Here is a 17,363-nt window from a genome sequence, read left to right as displayed (position 1 = left end):
GGCGCGCCGCAGCGTCATCCCGACCCGACGCCATGAGTGCGGATCCGGATGACGTTCAGGCGGGTGGCTCGTAGCCGAAGACCTGGTAGTCGCGGGCGTACATCCGCGCCACCAGCTCGCGCAGCTCGGCGGAGTGCTGGCGGTCCCGGCCGCCGGGTGAGGTCTGGTTCTTCGGGGCGGTCGGCACCGCCGGGGCGCCGATGCGCTCGCACACCTCGGCGAAGTCGCGGTCGAACGTCTCGAGCCGGCCCACGAAGTCGACCCGGTTGAGGTCGATCATCCGGCTCTGCAGCGTCAGGTGCTGGTCGGTGCCCGGCACCGCCGACAGGTCCTGGGCGGCGGTCCAGCGCGCGAACTCCTCGATGGTCTGCATCCGCGCGTGGGTCGCCGCGTCGAAGTCGTAGTAGTTGTGGTCGACGACCTTGTCGTGCCACGCCGAGACGAAGCGGTCGAGCGGGTCCCGGACGAAGGCGAAGGTGAAGTAGTCGCCGAAGCTGGCCAGCGGGTAGCGCACCCGCATCCCGTGGTCGACGTCCATGCTCACGCCGTGGGTCTCGCAGTGGTGGCGGATGGTGCGCGTCGCGACCTTGGCCACCCGGTACCAGACGAACCGGTGGCTGTGGCTGATCGTGAGGTTGTACGCCAGCGGGCTGAGCCAGGCGGACGCCTCGCCCGCCGCGGCCAGCCGGTCGACCTCGGCCTGCGCGTCCACCGTGTAGCGGCGCCGGTTGCCCGGGCGGGTGCGGAAGACCGTGGGATCGGGGGCCTCGGATGACATCGGCGCGAGGCTACACGGATCCACCGTGGGTCGAGGAGGTCGCGCAGCGACCGTCACGAGACCAGGTAGGTCCGGGTCTCGTGACAGGCGCCGGGGCGCCCTCCTCGACCAGCGGTGTCAGGTCACTCGAACGGGATGCGGCCCCGCAGCGACTCGGGGTCGGTGACCGGATCCTTGCCGGTCTCCTCGATGAGGGCGCGGGCCTGGTCGACGCTGTCCCAGACGTTCCAGAGCACCACGCCGCGGACCTGCCCGGACTGGAGGTAGTAGACGACACCGGTGCCGACCTCGCCGTCCTTCCAGTCCTCCACCAGGTCGAGGTCGCTGCGGGTCTCGCCGACGGCCTCGTAGCCGTGGTCGAGGATGTCGGACCAGAAGAAGGGGGTGTAGTCGTAGGCGTCGTCGGAGCCGGCCATCACCTTGCCGGCGTGCTCGCCGGACTTCTCCGCGTGGTCGACGTGCTCGACGCGGCGGCGGCCGAGGAGGGCGTCGGGGTAGGACGCGACGTCGCCCGCGGCGTACACGTCGGGGTCGCTGGTGCGCAGGTGCTCGTCCACGACGACGCCGTTGTCGACCTCGAGCCCCGCGGCCTCGGCGAGGCCGGTGCGCGGCAGCACGCCGATGCCGATGACCGCCGCGTCGGCGGTGATGGAGGTTCCGTCGGCGAGGCGGATCCGGACGCCGCCGTCGTCCTCCTGCCCGCCCTCGACCGAGCCGTGCACGACGGTGACGCCGCGGTCGGCGAAGTCCTTGGTCAGGGTGGCGGCGAGCGCGCGCGGGAACATCTGCTCCTGCACGTCCTCGAGGTCGAGCACGAGCGTGACCTGGACGCCGTTCTGCACGAGGGCGGAGGTGATCTCCGAGCCGATGTAGCCGCCACCGATGACGGCGACGTGGCTGCCCTCGGTCGCGACCGCGCGCAGCCGCTGGTAGTCGGCGGCGGTGCGGTAGTAGATGATCCGCGGGCCGGGGTCCACGGCGAGCACGCGCGGCTCGGCGCCGGTGGCCAGCAGCAGCTTGCCGTAGCCGACGCTGCTGCCGTCGGCGAGGCGTACGACGTGGGCGCCGGGGTCGATCTCCGTGACCGTCGTGTCGGTGACCAGGTCGACGCCCTCGTCGTCGTCGAGGTCGCCGGCGAGCGAGGACCCCTCGAGGGTCTCGTCGTCCTTGAGCCAGAGGTCCTTGGACAGCACGGGTCGGTAGACGGGCTTGTCGGGCTCGGAGCCGATCACCGCGACCCGACCGCTCCCGTCCTGCGAACGGATGCCCTTCACGGCGCTCGCCGCAGCGACCCCCGCACCGACGATGACGTAGTCATAGGACTGCTCGACGTTGCTCATGCACGCCATCGTGGCCCGCGGGTGGGCGCCTTTCAACGGCGTCCCACCCCTGCGGTCGTCAGAGGCTGCGCAGCACCGCCGTCACGACACCGAGGATCGTGGCGTTGTCGCCCGGGATCGGGTCGTAGGCGTCGTTGTGGGGGAGCAGCCACACGTGGCCGTCCTTGCGCTGGAAGGTCTTCACCGTGGCCTCGCCCTCGATCATCGCCGCGACGATCTGGCCGTTGGTGGCGGTCTGCTCCTGGCGGATGACGACGTAGTCGCCGTTGCAGATCGCCGCGTCGACCATCGAGTCACCGGAGACCTCGAGGAGGAAGAGGGTGCCGTCTCCGACGAGCTGCTTGGGCAGCGGGAAGACGTCGGTGACCTGCTCCTCGGCGAGGATCGGGCCACCGGCGGCGATGCGGCCGACGACCGGGATGTTGATCGCGGTGGGGTGGACGTCGCCGATGCCGGTCTCGTCGACGCTCGACTCCTCGCCGCTGGACATCGAGCGGCGCGCGGCCATCACCTCGGGCAGGAAGACCTCGAGGGCGCGGGGGCGGTTGGGGTCGCGCTTGAGGAAACCCTTGCCCTCGAGCACGCGCAGTTGGTGGGCGACGCTGGACGACGAGGTGAGGCCGACGGCCTGGCCGATCTCGCGCATCGACGGCGGGTAGCCCTTGGTCTCGATGGAGTCCTTGATCGTGGCGAGCACCCGCTGCTGGCGCGGGGTCAGGCCGGTCGCGTCCGGGGGGCCGTCGGGCATCTCGATGACGTTCTTGTCGTCCTGCTTGGCCATGCGTCCTCCACTACGTCGACCCCTCCGTCCGCGGCTGGACAGGGAGGATCTGGTGCGCCCACCGTAGTCCTCATCTGCGGGTGGGATCAAACACCTGTTCGAAGCCGCGTGTCGATACTGTCAGCAGATGCAGACCTCGTGCGTCGTCACCGGTGGGGCCCGTGGGATCGGGCGCGGGATCGCGGAGCTCATGGTCGCGCGCGGCCACCACGTCGTCATCGGCGACGTCGACGGCTGGGCGGCGGCCGCCACGGCGGCGGAGGTCGGCGCGGTCGCCGGCCTCGCCCAGGACGTACGCGATCCCGACTCGCACCGCCTCGTCGCGGAGGAGGCGGCACGGCACGGCCGGCTGGTCGCGTGGTTCAACAACGCCGGCGTCGGCGACGACGGCACCCTCGCCGTACTGACGGAGGAGCAGGTGCGCCGGCTGGTGGAGGTCAACCTGCTCGGTGCGACGTGGGGCACCCGCGCCGCACTGGCGGCGTTCGGCCCGGCCGGGGGAGATGTCGTCAACGTCGCCTCCCTGTCCGGGCTCGGGCCGGTGCCGGGCTACAGCATGTACGCCGCCACGAAGGCCGCGGTCGTCTCGCTGTCCGCGTCGGTGAACGCCGAGCCCCCGCGCGGCGTGCGGGTCCACGCCCTGTGCCCGGACGGTGTCGACACCGCGATGCTCGCCGCGCAGGACCCCGACGGCCTCGGCTCCCAGCTCACCTGGTCCGGCGGCCCGATCCTGGGAGTGTCCGAGGTCGCCGCCGCGGCCGTCGACCTCGTCGGCTCGCGCCGGGTCGTGCGGACGGTGCCCGCCTGGCGCGGCGGAGTCGTGCGTGGTGCGGCCCTCGCCCCCGGGTCTCTCGGGCCCCTCGCCCGGTTGTTCGCCGCGCAAGGCCGTCGGGCGATGAAGAAGCGCTGACCCGGCCCGGTCAGGGCAGCCGCACCTGGCCGTGCTTCATCTTCCAGAGGAAGTACTTCTCGAAGCCGAGCTTCATCGCGTGCGCCTGCGGTCCGGGGATCAGCACGCCGTGCTTGCGCGGCGGCAGCATCTTGTCGGCGAGGATGATGACGCCGTTGTTGCCGGCGTCCATCACGCACACGGCGGCGATGTCACCGAACTTCTTGTGCGCGTCGGGGGTCTCGCCCTTGATCTGCGAGGCGATGTTCTTCGCGGCGACGTGGGCCTGCTGGTCGGTCGGGAAGCCGGTCTTGGGGATGCCCACCGGCGTCGGGGTCTGCCACGGGACGTCGACCGCGGCGGCCACCCCGACGGCGTACACGTCGTCGTAGGCCTCGCTCTGGTAGGTGTCGCGCACCTTCACGAAGCCGTTGTCGTCGGCGATCTTGGGGGTGCGGGTGATGACCTCCTGGCCGGAGAACGGCGGGATGATCATGGCGTAGCCGAAGTCGAGGGTGCGCCCGTCGGCCAGCGCGAGGCGGCCGTCGTCGACATGGTCCATCGCGGTGTCGAGGACGGTGTCGATGTTCTCCTTCTTGAGGAACATCCCGAGCAGCTTCTCGCCGTGGGGGAGGCCGCCGATGCCGAAGTGGCCGAGGAACGGCTCGGCGCTGACGTAGGTGAGCTTGACCCGGTCCTTGAGGCCGGCCTTCTTGAGCTGGTAGCTGGTGTTGAAGAGGAACTCGTACGCCGCTCCGAAGCAGCCGGCGCCCTGGGTCGCGCCGATCACGACGTCGCCGGGCTTCTCGCGGAACTGCGCCCAGCCCTCGCCCGCGCGCATCGCGTCGTCCATCGTGGTGATGGTGTGGGCGTTGCCGCCCTCGCCGAGGCCGGGGATGACCTCGAAGCGGTTGCGGTAGCCGGTGGCGATGACGAGGTAGTCGTAGTCCTGCGGGCCGGCGGTCGTCTCGACGCGGCGCGCCTCGGGGTCGATCGCGGTGGCCTCGGCGTGGACGAAGTCGACCTGGTGCTCCTCGAAGGTCGGGCCGACCTTGAAGGTGATGTCGGCGCGGGTGCGCCTGCCGAAGGGCACCCAGATCAGCGACGGGGTGAACAGGAACTCGTCGGAGGACGACACGACCGTCACGTCGACGTCCCCGTGCAGCTCGTGCTTCACCGTGATGGCGGCGGTGAGACCGCCGAAGTTGCCCCCGAGGACCAGGACCTTCTTGCGCGACATGGCTCGCTCCGTTTCTGCGTCGGTGTGCTTCCAGCCTCGCCCGGGGCGTGGGTCGGGGTAGGTCCGTTGGTCCCGTCCCGCAGGGCCGTCCGGTCGTCGAACATTTGTTCGTCCGGGTGCTTGTGTTGTTCGAACACGTGCTCTACTGTCGTACACATGTTCGATCGAACGCCTGATCGAGACCCGGTGGCCCAGGCCACTGTCGGTGGGTCCGACTAGACATTCGTTCGACAGACAACCCGGCTGAATCTTCCCCAGGAGGCCACCATGAGCACCCTCAGTCTTTCCCCCGCTTTCGTCCCGGCCACGGCCCGCGCCCGCTCGACGGTGCGCCTGACCCGCCGCGGCCGGCTCGTGGTCTTCATGACCTCCCTGTTCCTGGTGCTCGGCGTGGCCCTGATGTTCGCCGGCGGCGCCGTCGGCACCGGCGAGGCCGGTCAGCCGGCCCCGACCGAGGTCGTCCAGGTGGCGCCCGGCGACACCCTCTGGGGGATCGCCAGCGACATCGCCACCGACGGCGACGTCCGCTCGATGATGAACGAGATCGAGCGGCTCAACGCCCTCGAGTCCGCCGGCCTCTCCGCCGGCCAGAAGCTCCGCGTCCCGGTCGTCTCCGACTGACGCGCGAGGCCTCCATCAGCCGCTTCGACCCCGGCTGGTGGAACCAAGGGGAAGACCGAGGGGCGGGCCACTGGCCCGCCCCTCGGCGCATTTCCTCGGCCCGGCCGTCCTGTCGGCCCGCTGATCGAGCAGGTCGCTGCGGCTTGCTGATCGAGGAGGTCGGGCAGCGACCGTCACGAGATCCTGGGGTTATCCACAGGTTTTGCTCTCGGGGTGGTTCCGCGGTCGCCTGAATGGGTAGTTTCACGGTGCTGACGTTGTTCTCGGGAAGGCACCTCATGCACGTACGCCGCACACTTGCGCTGGCTCTCGCGGTCCCCGCCCTCCTCGCCGGGTGCTCCGACGATCCCGAGCCCACGCCCAAGATCCCCGAGCCGACGAGCTCGTCTCCGACGCCGACGCCAACCGTGTCCGAGACGCCGGAGGCGGAGAGTCCGGAGGACTTCATCCGACGCTGGCAGGCAGCGGCAGACGAGATGGCGGTTACGGGGCGCACCAGCGACTTCATGCGCATCTCCAAGGGATGCCAAGCCTGCGCGACTTACGCGAAACAGGTCTCGGAGGTCTTCGAGGACGGCGGCAAGGTGGCTTTCGGTGGGTCCGAGGTGCTCGCGGTAAAAGAAGACACGGACAGCCCGCCAACATTCGTCGTGGACGTGCGAGCAGCCAAGCTCCGCATTGAGGTTCCAGGCAACGAACCTCGCGTGTTTCCTGCAGCAACGCAGCGGTATCGGATGATCCTCAAGCCGGAAGCTGGCTCCTACATGATGGCCAACTACTCGGTGATCTGATGCGGCGAATCATTGGACATCTGGTTGCGGCGCTCGCGCTCATCGTGGGTGCCATCGTGGGTACACCGAGTGCGGCCACGGCAGATCCGTCGTGCGTACAGGTCACTTGGCAGGCGGTCGCAGGGAACTGCGCTTGGACGTACGCGGAGTACACCGAATCCGCCGGGTCGGGCGACGGCCACACGTGGGTCGTCGCCATCCAGTGTGCGAACGGCGGCATCTGCAACGACAACGTGGAGTGCGCGGAGAACGGCCAGGAGGGCTACATCCACGACGTCTACCTGGACGGCACCGACGTCGGCGACGTGTGCGTTCCGGACAACGCCGTACAGGAGGTCGACCTGGCCAAGCTGATCCTCCGCGAGTTCAAGCGCATCGCCTGGCCCTCGTCCGAGCTCGTCGTCCAGCCGCGAGGCGGGCGCACGCTGGTGAACTTCGAGACCAACTTCTACACCCCCGACCACCGGTCGATCGACCAGTCCGTCACCGTCGCCGGACAGTCAGTGGTGATCCGCGCGGTGCCCGTCTCCTACACCTACTACTTCGGCGACGACACCAGCACGACGACCGCCAGCCCCGGGAGCCCGCACCCCGACCTCGAGATCACCCACCAGTACGAGCGGACCGGTGACGTCGTCGTACGCGTGGACACGACCTACTCGGGCGAGTACCGCATCGGTCAGGGGGAGTGGACCGCGATCGGGGAGACGCTGACGGTGGAGGGGGCGGGCCAGGACCTCGAGATCGTCGAGGCCCTCCCGCAGCTCGTCCTCGAGTGAGAAGAGCCGGCTTGTTCCCGGCTCAAAGGGCTGCCGTCAGCGTGCGGAGCATCTCCTCGCCGTGCACGAAGTAGGCGCCGCCATGACCGGTGTCCGGCCTAATGGTCAGCTGCGCGTGAGGAATCTGGGCGCGCCACCACCGGGCGTGCTCGATGGGCACCAAGTGGTCGTTGGCGGCGTACCAGAGGTGGGTCGGTTGCCGGATGGCGGTGAGGTCGATGTCCCACTCGCGGCCGACCGTGATGTTGTCGAGGGCCATGCCGTCGTAGGCGGTGAGCGCCTCGCGAACATCACGCGCGAACCGGTCGCGCCATTGCGGTGGAAAGTCCTTCAGGTCGACGTCTCGCAGGCCGTCGGGGCTGATGAGCGCGTCGAGCGCGACTATCAGCTCCTCGTTGGTCTCCTTGGCCAGGAGGTCGTCGAACACGCCTGCCATGAGCTGGCGGTACGCCTCGATGGCCTCATCGGTGCGGCCCTGGTCGTCGAGCTCGAGGAGCTCGAGCTCGGCGGCGAGCTCGGGGTCGTCTGCGTCGAGGACACGCCACGGACCGATGCCGACGCAGATCCCGAGCGCTGTCACCCGGTCGCGGTCGACAGCGGCGGTGGCGGCTGCGAAGGGGCCGCCGAACGAGATCCCAAGGACGGCGAACGTCTCAGCGCCGAGGGCGTCAGCGACCTCGAGGGCGTCGCGGCCGCGGGAGGCGAGGCTGGGGACGGCCGGCGACGAGTGGCCGAACCCGGGACGGCTGAGTGCAAGCAGCCGTACGCCGGCGACGCGGGCGGCGTCCTCGAGGTGGGTGGCCACCAGCCGGCACTGCGGCATCCCGTGCTGCAGGAGGACGACGGGACCGTTCGGGTCACCGCCGGCATAGGTGTCGACGCGGCGACCGTCGCTCACGGTCACGTGACCGAGCTCCATGCGCGGAGCGTAGCCCTTCGGCAGCGCAGGCGCGACGGCTCGGCCGCGAGGCCGGACCTGGCGGAGTGGTGCCCCAAGCTCGCAGTTCTCGTGCATCGGTACAACCAGAGTGCGAGCCAGGCGGACGAGCGCTCACAGTGCGGTCCCTGTGGTCCACCCGGTGGACCGCAGCCACCGCACAAGGGCGCGGGAGGGCGGATCAGCGAGCGGCGCGCTTGCCGCCGACAGGCCGCGGGGGAGCGTCGGCCGACGGCGGCGGGTCGGAGATCCCCAGCGCCCGCATCAGCCGGGCGACCAGCAGCAATCCGACGAACAGGCAGGCGATCGCGCCGAGGCAGGCCAACGCCATGAACGACCAGGCCGAGCCGCCCGAGCCCTCGCGCGCCGCCGTACCGAAGTCGATGGCGGCGTAGACGAGGTAGCCCCAGGCGACCACACAGAGCGTGATCGCGGCGCCGAGGGCGAGGGCGGACTTGTTCAGGGTGCGGGGTGGCCGAGCGCCTCTGCGCGACCCTGCTCGCTTACCCCCCGTGGACACGGAGTCATTGTGGCCGATGCGCCCTCACGCCGTGAGCGCAACTCCCCCGGAGAGAGCCCCGACGCGCCGACGCGAGCCGGTCGCCGACCTCAAAACCGCAGGTCAGGAGGGTGTCGGGAAATTGGTGGGCCGAGTTCCCGCGTTCACTTGCCAGCGTGGTGGCCGGGGCGTACGGTTACCACTACATCTAGTAGTTACACCGCTGTAGTTATCCACATCTGGTGCACAGGCCAGAGGGCGAACCCCACAGCTCCAGGCTAGTTGTCCACAGGAACATCCCCAGTCCGCACCCTGTTCTACAGGTGTGTGAAGCGCGCCCGAGAGGAGGACCCCATGCACTGTCCCTACTGCAAGAACGAGGACACCAAGGTCCTCGACTCCCGGGTCGCCGACGACGGCGGTTCGATCCGCCGTCGCCGGACGTGCGCCGCCTGTGACCGCCGCTTCACGACGGTCGAGAAGATGCAGCTCACCGTGCTCAAGCGCTCCGGCGCGACCGAGCCGTTCAACCGCGACAAGGCGATCGCCGGCGTCCGGAAGGCCTGCAAGGGTCGCCCGGTCACCGACGCCCAGCTCGCCTGCCTCGGCCAGGAGGTAGAGGACGCCCTGCGCCTGAGCGGGCAGGCCGAGTTCGCCGCCAACGAGGTCGGGCTCGCGATCCTGGCCCCGCTGCGCGCGCTCGACGAGGTGGCCTACCTCCGCTTCGCGAGCGTCTACCGCGCGTTCGAGTCGGCCGACGACTTCGACGCCGAGATCAAGATGCTGCGGCTCGAGCGAGCCGCGGACGATCAGCCCGTCCAGACGGGCTGACCCACATTCGGCCCGGCAGACCGTGGGGAAGCGGTCTGCCGGGCTCACCAAGCACCCGCGAGAAGACTCGCGATGTTGAAACCACCACCACAGGAGATGGCATGACCGAGACGGTGAGCACCCGCGCCAAGGCGAGGGGCAAGGGCCTCAAGCTGGAGCGCGTCTTCAGCACCGAGGGCACCCACCCCTACGACGCCATCACGTGGGAGCGTCGCGACGTCGTCCAGCAGAACTGGAAGACCGGCGAGACCGTCTTCGAGCAGCGCGGCGTGGAGTTCCCCGACTTCTGGTCGGTCAACGCCTCCACCATCGTCACCACCAAGTACTTCCGCGGCGCGGTCGGCACCGACGTACGCGAGTGGAGCCTCAAGCAGCTCATCGATCGGGTCGTGAAGACCTACACCAAGGCCGGCATCGACAACGGCTACTTCGCCGGTGACGCCGACGCCGAGATCTTCGAGCACGAGCTGACCTGGCTGCTGGTCAACCAGTACTTCTCCTTCAACTCTCCGGTGTGGTTCAACGTCGGCACGCCGTCGCCGCAGCAGGTCTCCGCCTGCTTCATCCTCTCGGTCGACGACTCGATGGACTCGATCCTCAACTGGTACAAGGAAGAGGGGTTCATCTTCAAGGGCGGCTCCGGTGCCGGCCTCAACCTCTCCCGCATCCGCTCGTCGAAGGAGCTCCTCTCCTCCGGCGGTACGGCGTCCGGTCCCGTCTCCTTCATGCGCGGCGCCGACGCTTCCGCGGGCACCATCAAGTCGGGCGGCGCGACGCGTCGTGCGGCGAAGATGGTCGTCCTCGACGTCGACCACCCCGACATCGAGGAGTTCGTGATGACGAAGGCGCGCGAGGAGGACAAGATCCGCGCCCTCCGCGACGCCGGCTTCGACATGGACCTCGGCGGCGCCGACATCACGTCGGTCCAGTACCAGAACGCCAACAACTCGGTCCGCGTCAGCGACGAGTTCATGCGTGCGGTCGAGGACGGCACCGAGTTCGGCCTGCGCTCGCGCGGCACCGGCGAGGTCATCGAGACCGTCGACGCCCGTGACCTGTTCCGCAAGATCAGCACCGCCGCGTGGGAGTGCGCCGACCCGGGCCTGCAGTACGACGACACGATCAACGACTGGCACACCAACCCCGAGACCGGCCGCATCACCGCGTCCAACCCGTGCTCGGAGTACATGTCGCTCGACAACTCGTCCTGCAACCTGGCGTCGCTCAACCTGCTGAAGTTCCTCAAGGACGACGACACCTTCGACGCCGCGCTCTTCGCGAAGGCCGTCGAGTTCATCATCACCGCGATGGACATCTCGATCTGCTTCGCCGACTTCCCGACCGAGGCGATCGGCCAGACCACCGTCGACTACCGCCAGCTCGGCATCGGCTACGCCAACCTCGGCGCGCTGCTGATGGCGATGGGCCTGGGTTACGACTCCGAGGGTGGCCGCTCGATGGCTGCCGCAATCACCTCGCTCATGACCGGTACGTCCTACAAGCGCAGCGCCGAGCTCGCCGGGATCGTCGGCCCGTACGCCGGCTACGCCCGCAACGCCGACGCCCACAAGCGCGTGATGCGCAAGCACCAGGCTGCCAACGACGTCGTACGCGTGCTGCACACTGAGGATGGCCGCGTGCACAAGCTGGCCACCAAGGCGTGGGCCGACGTGATCAAGACCGGTGAGAAGAACGGCTTCCGCAACGCGCAGGCCTCGGTCCTCGCGCCCACCGGCACCATCGGCTTCATGATGGACTGCGACACCACCGGCATCGAGCCGGACTTCTCGCTGGTGAAGTTCAAGAAGCTCGTCGGCGGCGGCTCGATGCAGATCGTCAACCAGACGATCCCGCGGGCCCTGAAGAAGATGGGCTACCAGCCCGAGCAGATCGAGGCGATCGTCGCCTACATCTCCGAGCACGGCCACGTGGTCGACGCCCCGGGCCTCAAGACCGAGCACTACGAGATCTTCGACACCGCGATGGGCGCCCGCTCGCTCAAGCCGATGGGCCACGTGCGGATGATGGCGGCCGCACAGCCGTTCCTGTCCGGCGCGATCTCGAAGACGGTCAACCTGCCCGAGGACGCCACGGTCGAGGAGATCGAGGACGTCTACCTGCAGTCCTGGAAGCTCGGCCTCAAGGCGACCGCGGTCTACCGCGACAACTGCAAGGTCGGCCAGCCGCTGTCCGACGGTGGTGGCAAGGCCAAGAAGGACGAGGCCGACAAGGCTGCCGCCTCGGCCGAGGTCGAGGCCAAGGTCGTGGAGAAGGTCGTCTACGCCCCGGTCCGCAAGCGCCTGCCGAAGTCGCGCGTCTCCCGTACGACGTCATTCACCGTCGGTGGTGCCGAGGGCTACATGACCTCCGGCGCCCACGACGACGGCCAGCTCGGAGAGGTCTTCCTCAAGCTCGGCAAGCAGGGCTCGACCCTGGCCGGCGTGATGGACGCCTTCTCGATCGCGGTGTCGATCGGCCTGCAGTACGGCGTCCCGCTGGAGACCTACGTCTCGAAGTTCACCAACCTGCGCTTCGAGCCCGCCGGCCTCACCGACGACCCCGACGTGCGGATGTCGCAGTCGATCATGGACTACATCTTCCGCCGCCTGGCCCTGGACTACCTGACCTTCGAGGACCGCTCGATGCTCGGCATCTACTCCGCCGAGGAGCGCCAGCGCCACCTCGAGACCGGCTCCTACGAGCCGCTCGTGGAGGAGACCGGCAGCGCTTCGGAGCTGGTCGACCCGGAGCCGCAGGTTGAGCAGGGCGAGGGACGAGCCCGTGTCGAAACCAAGGCCGAGGTCATCGACCTCGAGACCAAGGACACCCACGGTTCCGAGGCTCGCGAGGTCCCGGCCCAGGTGACCACCGGCGAGGCCAAGACCACCGCCGAGCTGTTCGAGAAGCTCACCGGCACCGCCGTCGACTCCCCGCTCTGCATGACCTGCGGGACGAAGATGCGGCCGGCTGGCTCGTGCTACGTCTGCGAGGGCTGCGGAAGCACGAGCGGCTGCAGCTGACCTGAGTCATGTCGAGGGCGGGCCGCGTCATGCGGTCCGCCCTCGTCCACAACACGCCGGAAACGTCTGTCGCACGGCCGCCCGAGAGGCATACGCTTCGAACATGAGCTCGACGCCCACTTTCACCTTTAGCGACCTGTTCGCCGGCATCGGCGGCTTCCATGCTGCGCTGCACGCCGCTGGCGGTACGTGGGCCTTCGCGAGCGAGATCGACCCCGACGCGGCTGCCGTCTACGACCACAACTGGCTCCGGCCGCTTCGCGAGTCGGGTGCGCCGCTCCCGCCTGGCGTGAAGTCGTTCGGCGTGAGCGGCGACATCGTGGCGCTCACCGATCCTGAGGTAAGCGTCCCGCACGCGGACGTCCTGGCTGCCGGCTTCCCGTGCCAGCCTTTCTCCAAGAGCGGGTTCCAGCGCGGGATGGACGAGACGCGCGGCACGCTGTTCTGGAACATCGCCAAGATCCTCGAGGACCCCGAGCGCCGTCCATCCGTGGTGATGCTCGAGAACGTGCGCAACCTCGCCGGCCCGCGCCACCGCGACACGACGTTCAGGACCATTGTGCGCACGCTGCGCGAGCTGGGCTACCGAACAGCGAACGAGCCCGCGGTGTTCTCGCCCCACCTGCTGCCACGGCACCTGGGTGGCCGGCCTCAGGTCCGCGAGCGGGTCTTCATCCTGGCGCACTACGTCGGCGTGGAGGTGGCGCAGGACCCCGCCAGCTTCGACGACCCGATCGTGACGCCGAAGTCGCTCGACCTCGACTGGAGCAAGGACCGGTGGGACCTTCGGAAGGACCTACCGCTGCTGCCCGACGAGGAGGTCGACGCGCGCTACGAGCTCGACGGCGCTGAGGTCAAGATGATCCAGACGTGGGACCGGATCTTGACCCTCGTCGCGGATCGGCTCGGCCCGGACGAGCGGCTGCCGGGCTTCCCGATCTGGGCTGACGAGTGGCGCTCGCTTGAGGCGGCCAGCGACATGATCGATGTCGCGGCAGTGAAGGGAACGCCGTTCCCGGCCTGGAAGAAGAACTTCCTGCTCAAGAATGCCGAGTTCTACGACCGACACCGCGGGGTGCTGGACGAGTTCAGGATGGAGCTCGACGCCTTCCCGCCGTCTCGACGCAAGTTCGAGTGGCAGGCGGGTCCGCACCGTCCCCTCGCCGAGACGATCATGCACTTCCGTCCCTCGGGCATCCGCGCGAAGCGCCCGGACTACGTGCCCGCACTGGTTGCCATCACCCAGACCTCCATCCTGGGTGACCGCCGCCGCCTCACGCCGCGGGAGACCGCGCGGCTCCAGGGGCTTCCGGACTCCTTCGATTTCGTCAAGACGACTCCGGGGATCCCAGGGCTCGAGGAGCAGGTCGCTCAGAAGGACTCAGCCTCCTACAAGCAGATGGGCAACGGCGTGAACGTGGGCGCCGCCTACTACGTCTTCCGTGAGTACGTGCTCAGGCACCAGGAGGAAGTTCGGCGAGTCGCGCCTCATGTCGTGGAGGCCGTTGTCGCGTCGTCGAACAACCCCGACGACGCGTTCTCCCGCCTGATCTGACCCTTTCCGCGCCCCAGGTCCGAATCTCCTGATGTAGTTGGCCGTGTGGCCTTCACTCATCTCGACCGCCAGTTCTTCATTCCTGCAGAGACGACCGAGGAGGCGATGGCACGCATCTTCGGCCTTACTGGCGCGCGCTACCAGTCGCGAGGTGAGAAGCGGGCGCTCGTGGCCCTTCGCGACGCGCTCGGTCTTGACGTGGACATCGTGCGAACCAATGCGGTGATGGGTGAGCAGCTTGCGCTGCGGCTCGACGTGGCCTGGGAGCCCGCGCTCCACACGGTCCGGAACAAGGTCAACCTGGCAGGGCTCAACGTGCTCCTCGAGGGCGCCACGCACGCATTCCAAGCGGGAGAGCTCCAGCGCGTTCGCACACAGCGACCCGTGACGCTCGAGGGCGCGGGGTGGTCGGAGTTCCAGCCAGCCGTCTCGAAGATCGAGGCCGTCACACGGATCGCTCGCCTCCTGGACTCCCCAGAGGAGTGGCTGGGTCCAGGAAGCAAAGAACACAAGTCGGTCCTGGTGAACCTGGCTGACCGCCTGCTGCCCGAAGTGACGCTTGATCGCTCGAGCAAGACCCGCCTGGCGCGGGACATCGCGCACACACTCCATGTGCCGTGGACCGACACGTGCTACTCGACGGGCGAGACGATCTCCCTGGAAGGCCTCAACACAATCCTGGCTGGCGCCGAGCGTCGTGTAGGGCGCCTGGGCACGACGGCTGCCGATCTGCTTGCGAGCCCGGAGGCGGAGGGAGCGGCGCTGGCAGCCGCCTTGTTCGACGGTTGGAAGGCCGCGGCCTGGGATGGCAGAACCTGCGTCGAGTGGCTGGCAGCGAGCGGCGCACGAGGAGCCAACGACAACGAGTGGCAGGGTTGGTACTTCGAGGCACGCGGGCGGGAGGTCCTGGCGGCGGCTTTCCAGCCGACTCCCAACCCGCCGCGAACGCGCTTCGGCAACACCGTCTTCGACTACTCCTTGAACCACGTGTGGGACCTCAAGGCGCACACTGCGAGGCAGGTCGACAGTTCCGGGGCGGTCCTTAAGCGCGGTGGCGCGCTGATGCTGAACGACGAGCGGGCGGTACGGGACTGTGTCGCCGACCAGGGCCTCGGATTCCTTGTGCTCTCCGGTGATGCACTCATGGACGACGACGGCACGTTCGTCGCCTGGCACCGGGATTTCAAGGCAAGCCAGGGAAAGACGGTGGCCCCTTCCAACAGCGGTCGGTCGAGGACGAGGAAGCGGGCGTTCACACCACTCTCGATCGACGCCTTCTGGGTCGGAAGCACGCTCTCGCTCGATGCTGCAGTGGCGTCGGGAAGTCTGGCCGTCCGAGCGTCCGGACGCCAGCCTCCGAAAGTACCTGGAGGATCGGGCGCCAGCAGGGCCGACAAGTTCCACATGAGTCTGTCTGAGGCGCGGCGCGACCTTTCGGTGTCGCGCCACGACTGGGTCTACCGAACAAGGCCGAGCTCGGCCATCCTTGCCCGGTAGGCCTCCTCGACCTCGTCGGCGGCCTTGGTGATGAGGACGTGCTCCCAGACTCGTAGGACCGTCCAGCCGGACGCGTCCAGCTGATGATCGGTGTCACGATCTCGCGCCTGGTTACGCTCAATCTTCCACCGCCACCACTCGCTGTTAGCTCGTGGACGTACGTGGTGCTCGGGGCAGCCGTGCCAGAAACATCCGTCGACGTAGATGGCGAGACGTGCTCTCGTAAAGGCGATGTCGATGGTTCGACGGTTGTTGCCCGGAACCTTCATCTGGACGCGGTACCGCAAGCCTCGCCCGTGCAGCTCTCGCCGCAGTGCCAGCTCCGGCGCGGTGTCCCGTCGCGCGAGCCGGGACATCTTGGCGGATAGTGGACCGCCTGGGCTGACTCGCTCAGGTTCTGCGCCGATCACTCTCCGAGTAGAGCACCACCATGATCATCGAGAACGTGTGGGGTGGTCGAAGTCCCCTGCGCATGGCGACGCATCGACTCGACGGAGCCCCTTGCATCGGATGAGCGGTCCAGCCGCTTCACGTTCGGTGGTCGGGAGGGGTCATGAACCTGTGAGGATGTCACTCTCAGGCTTTCGTGTCGCGTTGATGCAGGTCGTCCGATCAGGCGGATTCGGCTAGCGCTGCTGACTCCCACTGGCGCTTCCGACGAACCTTCGGAGACTCAAGCCCGAGATGTACACGGATGTTGGTGATTGCCTTGGACTCGATCTGACGGACACGCTCGCGCGTCACGCCGTACACCTGGCCGATTTCGTCCAGCGTTGCCTTGTCGTCGTAGGGGCGAAGTCCGTGCCTACGCCTGAGTACGTCTTCTTCGCGAGGCACCAAGTCTCCGAGGAGGACCTCCAGGTCGTCAGCATCGAATCCGCGCACCTCGACCGGCTCGTGGTGGGCGATCGGTCGGTCCAGCAGATCACCGAGTGTCACTCCGTCGTTACCGACTGGTGAGTCAAGCGAGACCACGGCCGGTGCAAGGCGAAGAAGCTCCTCGACCTTCTCCAAGGTGATGCGACACTCCTTCGCGAGTGCAGCCCACGACGGAGGCCGCCCATCGACTGTGAGTCTTTCCTGTGCCGACTTCAAGGCCCGGATCGACGCGCAGACGTAGACAGGAAGGCGAACGAGCCGGCCCTCGTCGTCGATGGCTCGTCCGATGCTCTGCCTGACCCAGTGCATGGCGTACGTCGAGAACTTGAGACCCCGATAGGGGTCGAACTTCTCGATCGCGCGCACCAAGCCTGGGATCCCGCTCGCAACCAGGTCGTCGTACTCCAGGCCTTGCCCGCCTAGGCGCTGCGCTACGGAGTGGATCAGCCCCATGTTGTGCAGCAGCATTGCGTCGGCCGCCTCCTTGGCCTCGCCGCTCAGCTCGGCGAACCCGCCCGGCTCGAGCGGTTCGCTGTCGGGACGGGCCAGCAGCGTGAGGCCAACCTCCTCCTCGGGCTTGAGGAGGATCTTCGCCAGACGTCGGGGCGGGCGACTTCGGTCGAGCTTCAATCGTCGACGGGCTGCATCGATCGGGTCGACGGCGAGGACCGGTGAGTGCTCGTCATCGGAACGAGCGATCGGACCGGGCTCAACGGGCACGACGATGTCTTCGAGGACGCTGATGTCGGCCTCGACCAGCAACCGATCCACTTGCCGACGAACGGACGCCGCGCACCCAGCTGAGCGGAGCACGTCTTCGACGACCGACCTCTTGATGGACGCCCCGTCAAGTCGAGCCGCCAGGCTCTCGAGCACCGATTGGAGAGCGTGGTTGGTGGTTGCTGTGTGCGACATCGTGTCCCCCT

The 17,363-nt window shown here is 68.3% G+C and carries 16 protein-coding genes; 8 read left to right on the top strand and 8 right to left on the bottom strand.

Annotated elements, in window-relative coordinates:
* Positions 1–55: 55 nt before the first annotated feature.
* The 3 genes from Q1B24_RS08375 to lexA all read right to left on the bottom strand — a co-directional run bounded on the left by Q1B24_RS08375 (position 56) and on the right by lexA (position 2,899).
* The gene (locus Q1B24_RS08375) at positions 56–778 is read right to left on the bottom strand and encodes a sulfotransferase family 2 domain-containing protein (protein ID WP_299926199.1); all 723 of its coding nucleotides are present in this window, start codon (positions 776–778) and stop codon (positions 56–58) included.
* Between the two features lie 122 nt (positions 779–900).
* Positions 901–2,118 carry an FAD-dependent oxidoreductase gene (locus Q1B24_RS08370; RefSeq protein WP_299926196.1) on the bottom strand — a complete coding sequence of 406 codons (1,218 nt, stop codon included), beginning with the start codon at positions 2,116–2,118 and terminating at the stop codon, positions 901–903.
* Between the two features lie 58 nt (positions 2,119–2,176).
* Positions 2,177–2,899, bottom strand: a complete 723-nt coding sequence (lexA, locus tag Q1B24_RS08365) for a transcriptional repressor LexA (protein WP_299926193.1) — start codon at positions 2,897–2,899, stop codon at positions 2,177–2,179.
* Positions 2,900–3,026: 127 nt separating this feature from the next.
* Here lexA and Q1B24_RS08360 point away from each other — a divergent pair, with 127 nt between their 5' ends.
* Positions 3,027–3,809 (top strand): SDR family oxidoreductase, encoded by a 783-nt coding sequence (locus Q1B24_RS08360; protein WP_299926191.1) that lies wholly within the window; start codon positions 3,027–3,029, stop codon positions 3,807–3,809.
* 10 nt (positions 3,810–3,819) lie between these two features.
* On the opposite strand, the gene Q1B24_RS08355 is transcribed toward Q1B24_RS08360, so the two are convergent.
* Positions 3,820–5,028 (bottom strand): FAD-dependent oxidoreductase, encoded by a 1,209-nt coding sequence (locus Q1B24_RS08355; protein ID WP_299926188.1) that lies wholly within the window; start codon positions 5,026–5,028, stop codon positions 3,820–3,822.
* 267 nt (positions 5,029–5,295) lie between these two features.
* Between Q1B24_RS08355 and Q1B24_RS08350 the strand changes: the two genes are divergently transcribed.
* The 3 genes from Q1B24_RS08350 to Q1B24_RS08340 all read left to right on the top strand — a co-directional run bounded on the left by Q1B24_RS08350 (position 5,296) and on the right by Q1B24_RS08340 (position 7,219).
* The gene (locus Q1B24_RS08350) at positions 5,296–5,649 is read left to right on the top strand and encodes a LysM peptidoglycan-binding domain-containing protein (protein WP_299926185.1); all 354 of its coding nucleotides are present in this window, start codon (positions 5,296–5,298) and stop codon (positions 5,647–5,649) included.
* Between the two features lie 248 nt (positions 5,650–5,897).
* A complete protein-coding gene (locus Q1B24_RS08345; RefSeq protein WP_299926183.1) occupies positions 5,898–6,440 on the top strand; it encodes a hypothetical protein in 543 nt (180 codons plus the stop codon).
* Between the two features lie 56 nt (positions 6,441–6,496).
* On the top strand, positions 6,497–7,219 hold the full coding sequence (locus tag Q1B24_RS08340; RefSeq protein WP_299926180.1) for a hypothetical protein: 723 nt from the start codon (positions 6,497–6,499) through the stop codon (positions 7,217–7,219).
* A gap of 22 nt (positions 7,220–7,241) precedes the next feature.
* Here Q1B24_RS08340 and Q1B24_RS08335 read toward each other — a convergent pair whose 3' ends face one another.
* Positions 7,242–8,138 (bottom strand): alpha/beta fold hydrolase, encoded by an 897-nt coding sequence (locus Q1B24_RS08335; RefSeq protein WP_299926176.1) that lies wholly within the window; start codon positions 8,136–8,138, stop codon positions 7,242–7,244.
* 199 nt (positions 8,139–8,337) lie between these two features.
* Positions 8,338–8,676, bottom strand: coding sequence for a hypothetical protein (locus tag Q1B24_RS08330; protein ID WP_299926173.1), 339 nt, complete (start codon positions 8,674–8,676; stop codon positions 8,338–8,340).
* Between the two features lie 333 nt (positions 8,677–9,009).
* Between Q1B24_RS08330 and nrdR the strand changes: the two genes are divergently transcribed.
* From nrdR to Q1B24_RS08310, 4 genes are all read left to right on the top strand, one after another.
* Positions 9,010–9,486, top strand: coding sequence for a transcriptional regulator NrdR (nrdR, locus tag Q1B24_RS08325; protein WP_299926170.1), 477 nt, complete (start codon positions 9,010–9,012; stop codon positions 9,484–9,486).
* 101 nt (positions 9,487–9,587) lie between these two features.
* Entirely contained in the window at positions 9,588–12,506 is a 2,919-nt protein-coding gene (locus tag Q1B24_RS08320; RefSeq protein ID WP_299926167.1) for a vitamin B12-dependent ribonucleotide reductase, read from the top strand.
* 103 nt (positions 12,507–12,609) lie between these two features.
* Positions 12,610–14,061, top strand: a complete 1,452-nt coding sequence (dcm, locus tag Q1B24_RS08315; RefSeq protein ID WP_299926164.1) for a DNA (cytosine-5-)-methyltransferase — start codon at positions 12,610–12,612, stop codon at positions 14,059–14,061.
* Between the two features lie 45 nt (positions 14,062–14,106).
* The gene (locus Q1B24_RS08310) at positions 14,107–15,558 is read left to right on the top strand and encodes a hypothetical protein (protein WP_299926161.1); all 1,452 of its coding nucleotides are present in this window, start codon (positions 14,107–14,109) and stop codon (positions 15,556–15,558) included.
* Here the strand turns inward: Q1B24_RS08310 and Q1B24_RS08305 are convergent.
* Complete coding sequence (locus Q1B24_RS08305; RefSeq protein WP_299926158.1) at positions 15,519–15,914, bottom strand: very short patch repair endonuclease; 396 nt, start codon at positions 15,912–15,914, stop codon at positions 15,519–15,521. The genes Q1B24_RS08310 and Q1B24_RS08305 overlap by 40 nt on opposite strands.
* A 256-nt stretch (positions 15,915–16,170) precedes the next feature.
* Complete coding sequence (locus tag Q1B24_RS08300) at positions 16,171–17,313, bottom strand: RNA polymerase sigma factor RpoD/SigA (RefSeq protein WP_299926155.1); 1,143 nt, start codon at positions 17,311–17,313, stop codon at positions 16,171–16,173.
* Positions 17,314–17,363: the final 50 nt, after the last annotated feature.

The organism is uncultured Nocardioides sp., from assembly GCF_947488025.1.
Taxonomy (GTDB): domain Bacteria; phylum Actinomycetota; class Actinomycetes; order Propionibacteriales; family Nocardioidaceae; genus Nocardioides.
This window is presented reverse-complemented; position numbering and strand designations above follow the sequence as displayed.

Bases quoted from the DNA above. Each gene is read 5' to 3' on its own strand.
- Q1B24_RS08375 (WP_299926199.1), bottom strand. From the start codon at position 778: ATGTCATCCGAGGCCCCCGATCCCACGGTCTTCCGCACCCGCCCGGGC.
- Q1B24_RS08370 (WP_299926196.1), bottom strand. From the start codon at position 2,118: ATGAGCAACGTCGAGCAGTCCTATGACTACGTCATCGTCGGTGCGGGG.
- lexA (WP_299926193.1), bottom strand. From the start codon at position 2,899: ATGGCCAAGCAGGACGACAAGAACGTCATCGAGATGCCCGACGGCCCC.
- Q1B24_RS08360 (WP_299926191.1), top strand. From the start codon at position 3,027: ATGCAGACCTCGTGCGTCGTCACCGGTGGGGCCCGTGGGATCGGGCGC.
- Q1B24_RS08355 (WP_299926188.1), bottom strand. From the start codon at position 5,028: ATGTCGCGCAAGAAGGTCCTGGTCCTCGGGGGCAACTTCGGCGGTCTC.
- Q1B24_RS08350 (WP_299926185.1), top strand. From the start codon at position 5,296: ATGAGCACCCTCAGTCTTTCCCCCGCTTTCGTCCCGGCCACGGCCCGC.
- Q1B24_RS08335 (WP_299926176.1), bottom strand. From the start codon at position 8,138: ATGGAGCTCGGTCACGTGACCGTGAGCGACGGTCGCCGCGTCGACACC.
- nrdR (WP_299926170.1), top strand. From the start codon at position 9,010: ATGCACTGTCCCTACTGCAAGAACGAGGACACCAAGGTCCTCGACTCC.
- Q1B24_RS08320 (WP_299926167.1), top strand. From the start codon at position 9,588: ATGACCGAGACGGTGAGCACCCGCGCCAAGGCGAGGGGCAAGGGCCTC.
- dcm (WP_299926164.1), top strand. From the start codon at position 12,610: ATGAGCTCGACGCCCACTTTCACCTTTAGCGACCTGTTCGCCGGCATC.
- Q1B24_RS08305 (WP_299926158.1), bottom strand. From the start codon at position 15,914: ATGTCCCGGCTCGCGCGACGGGACACCGCGCCGGAGCTGGCACTGCGG.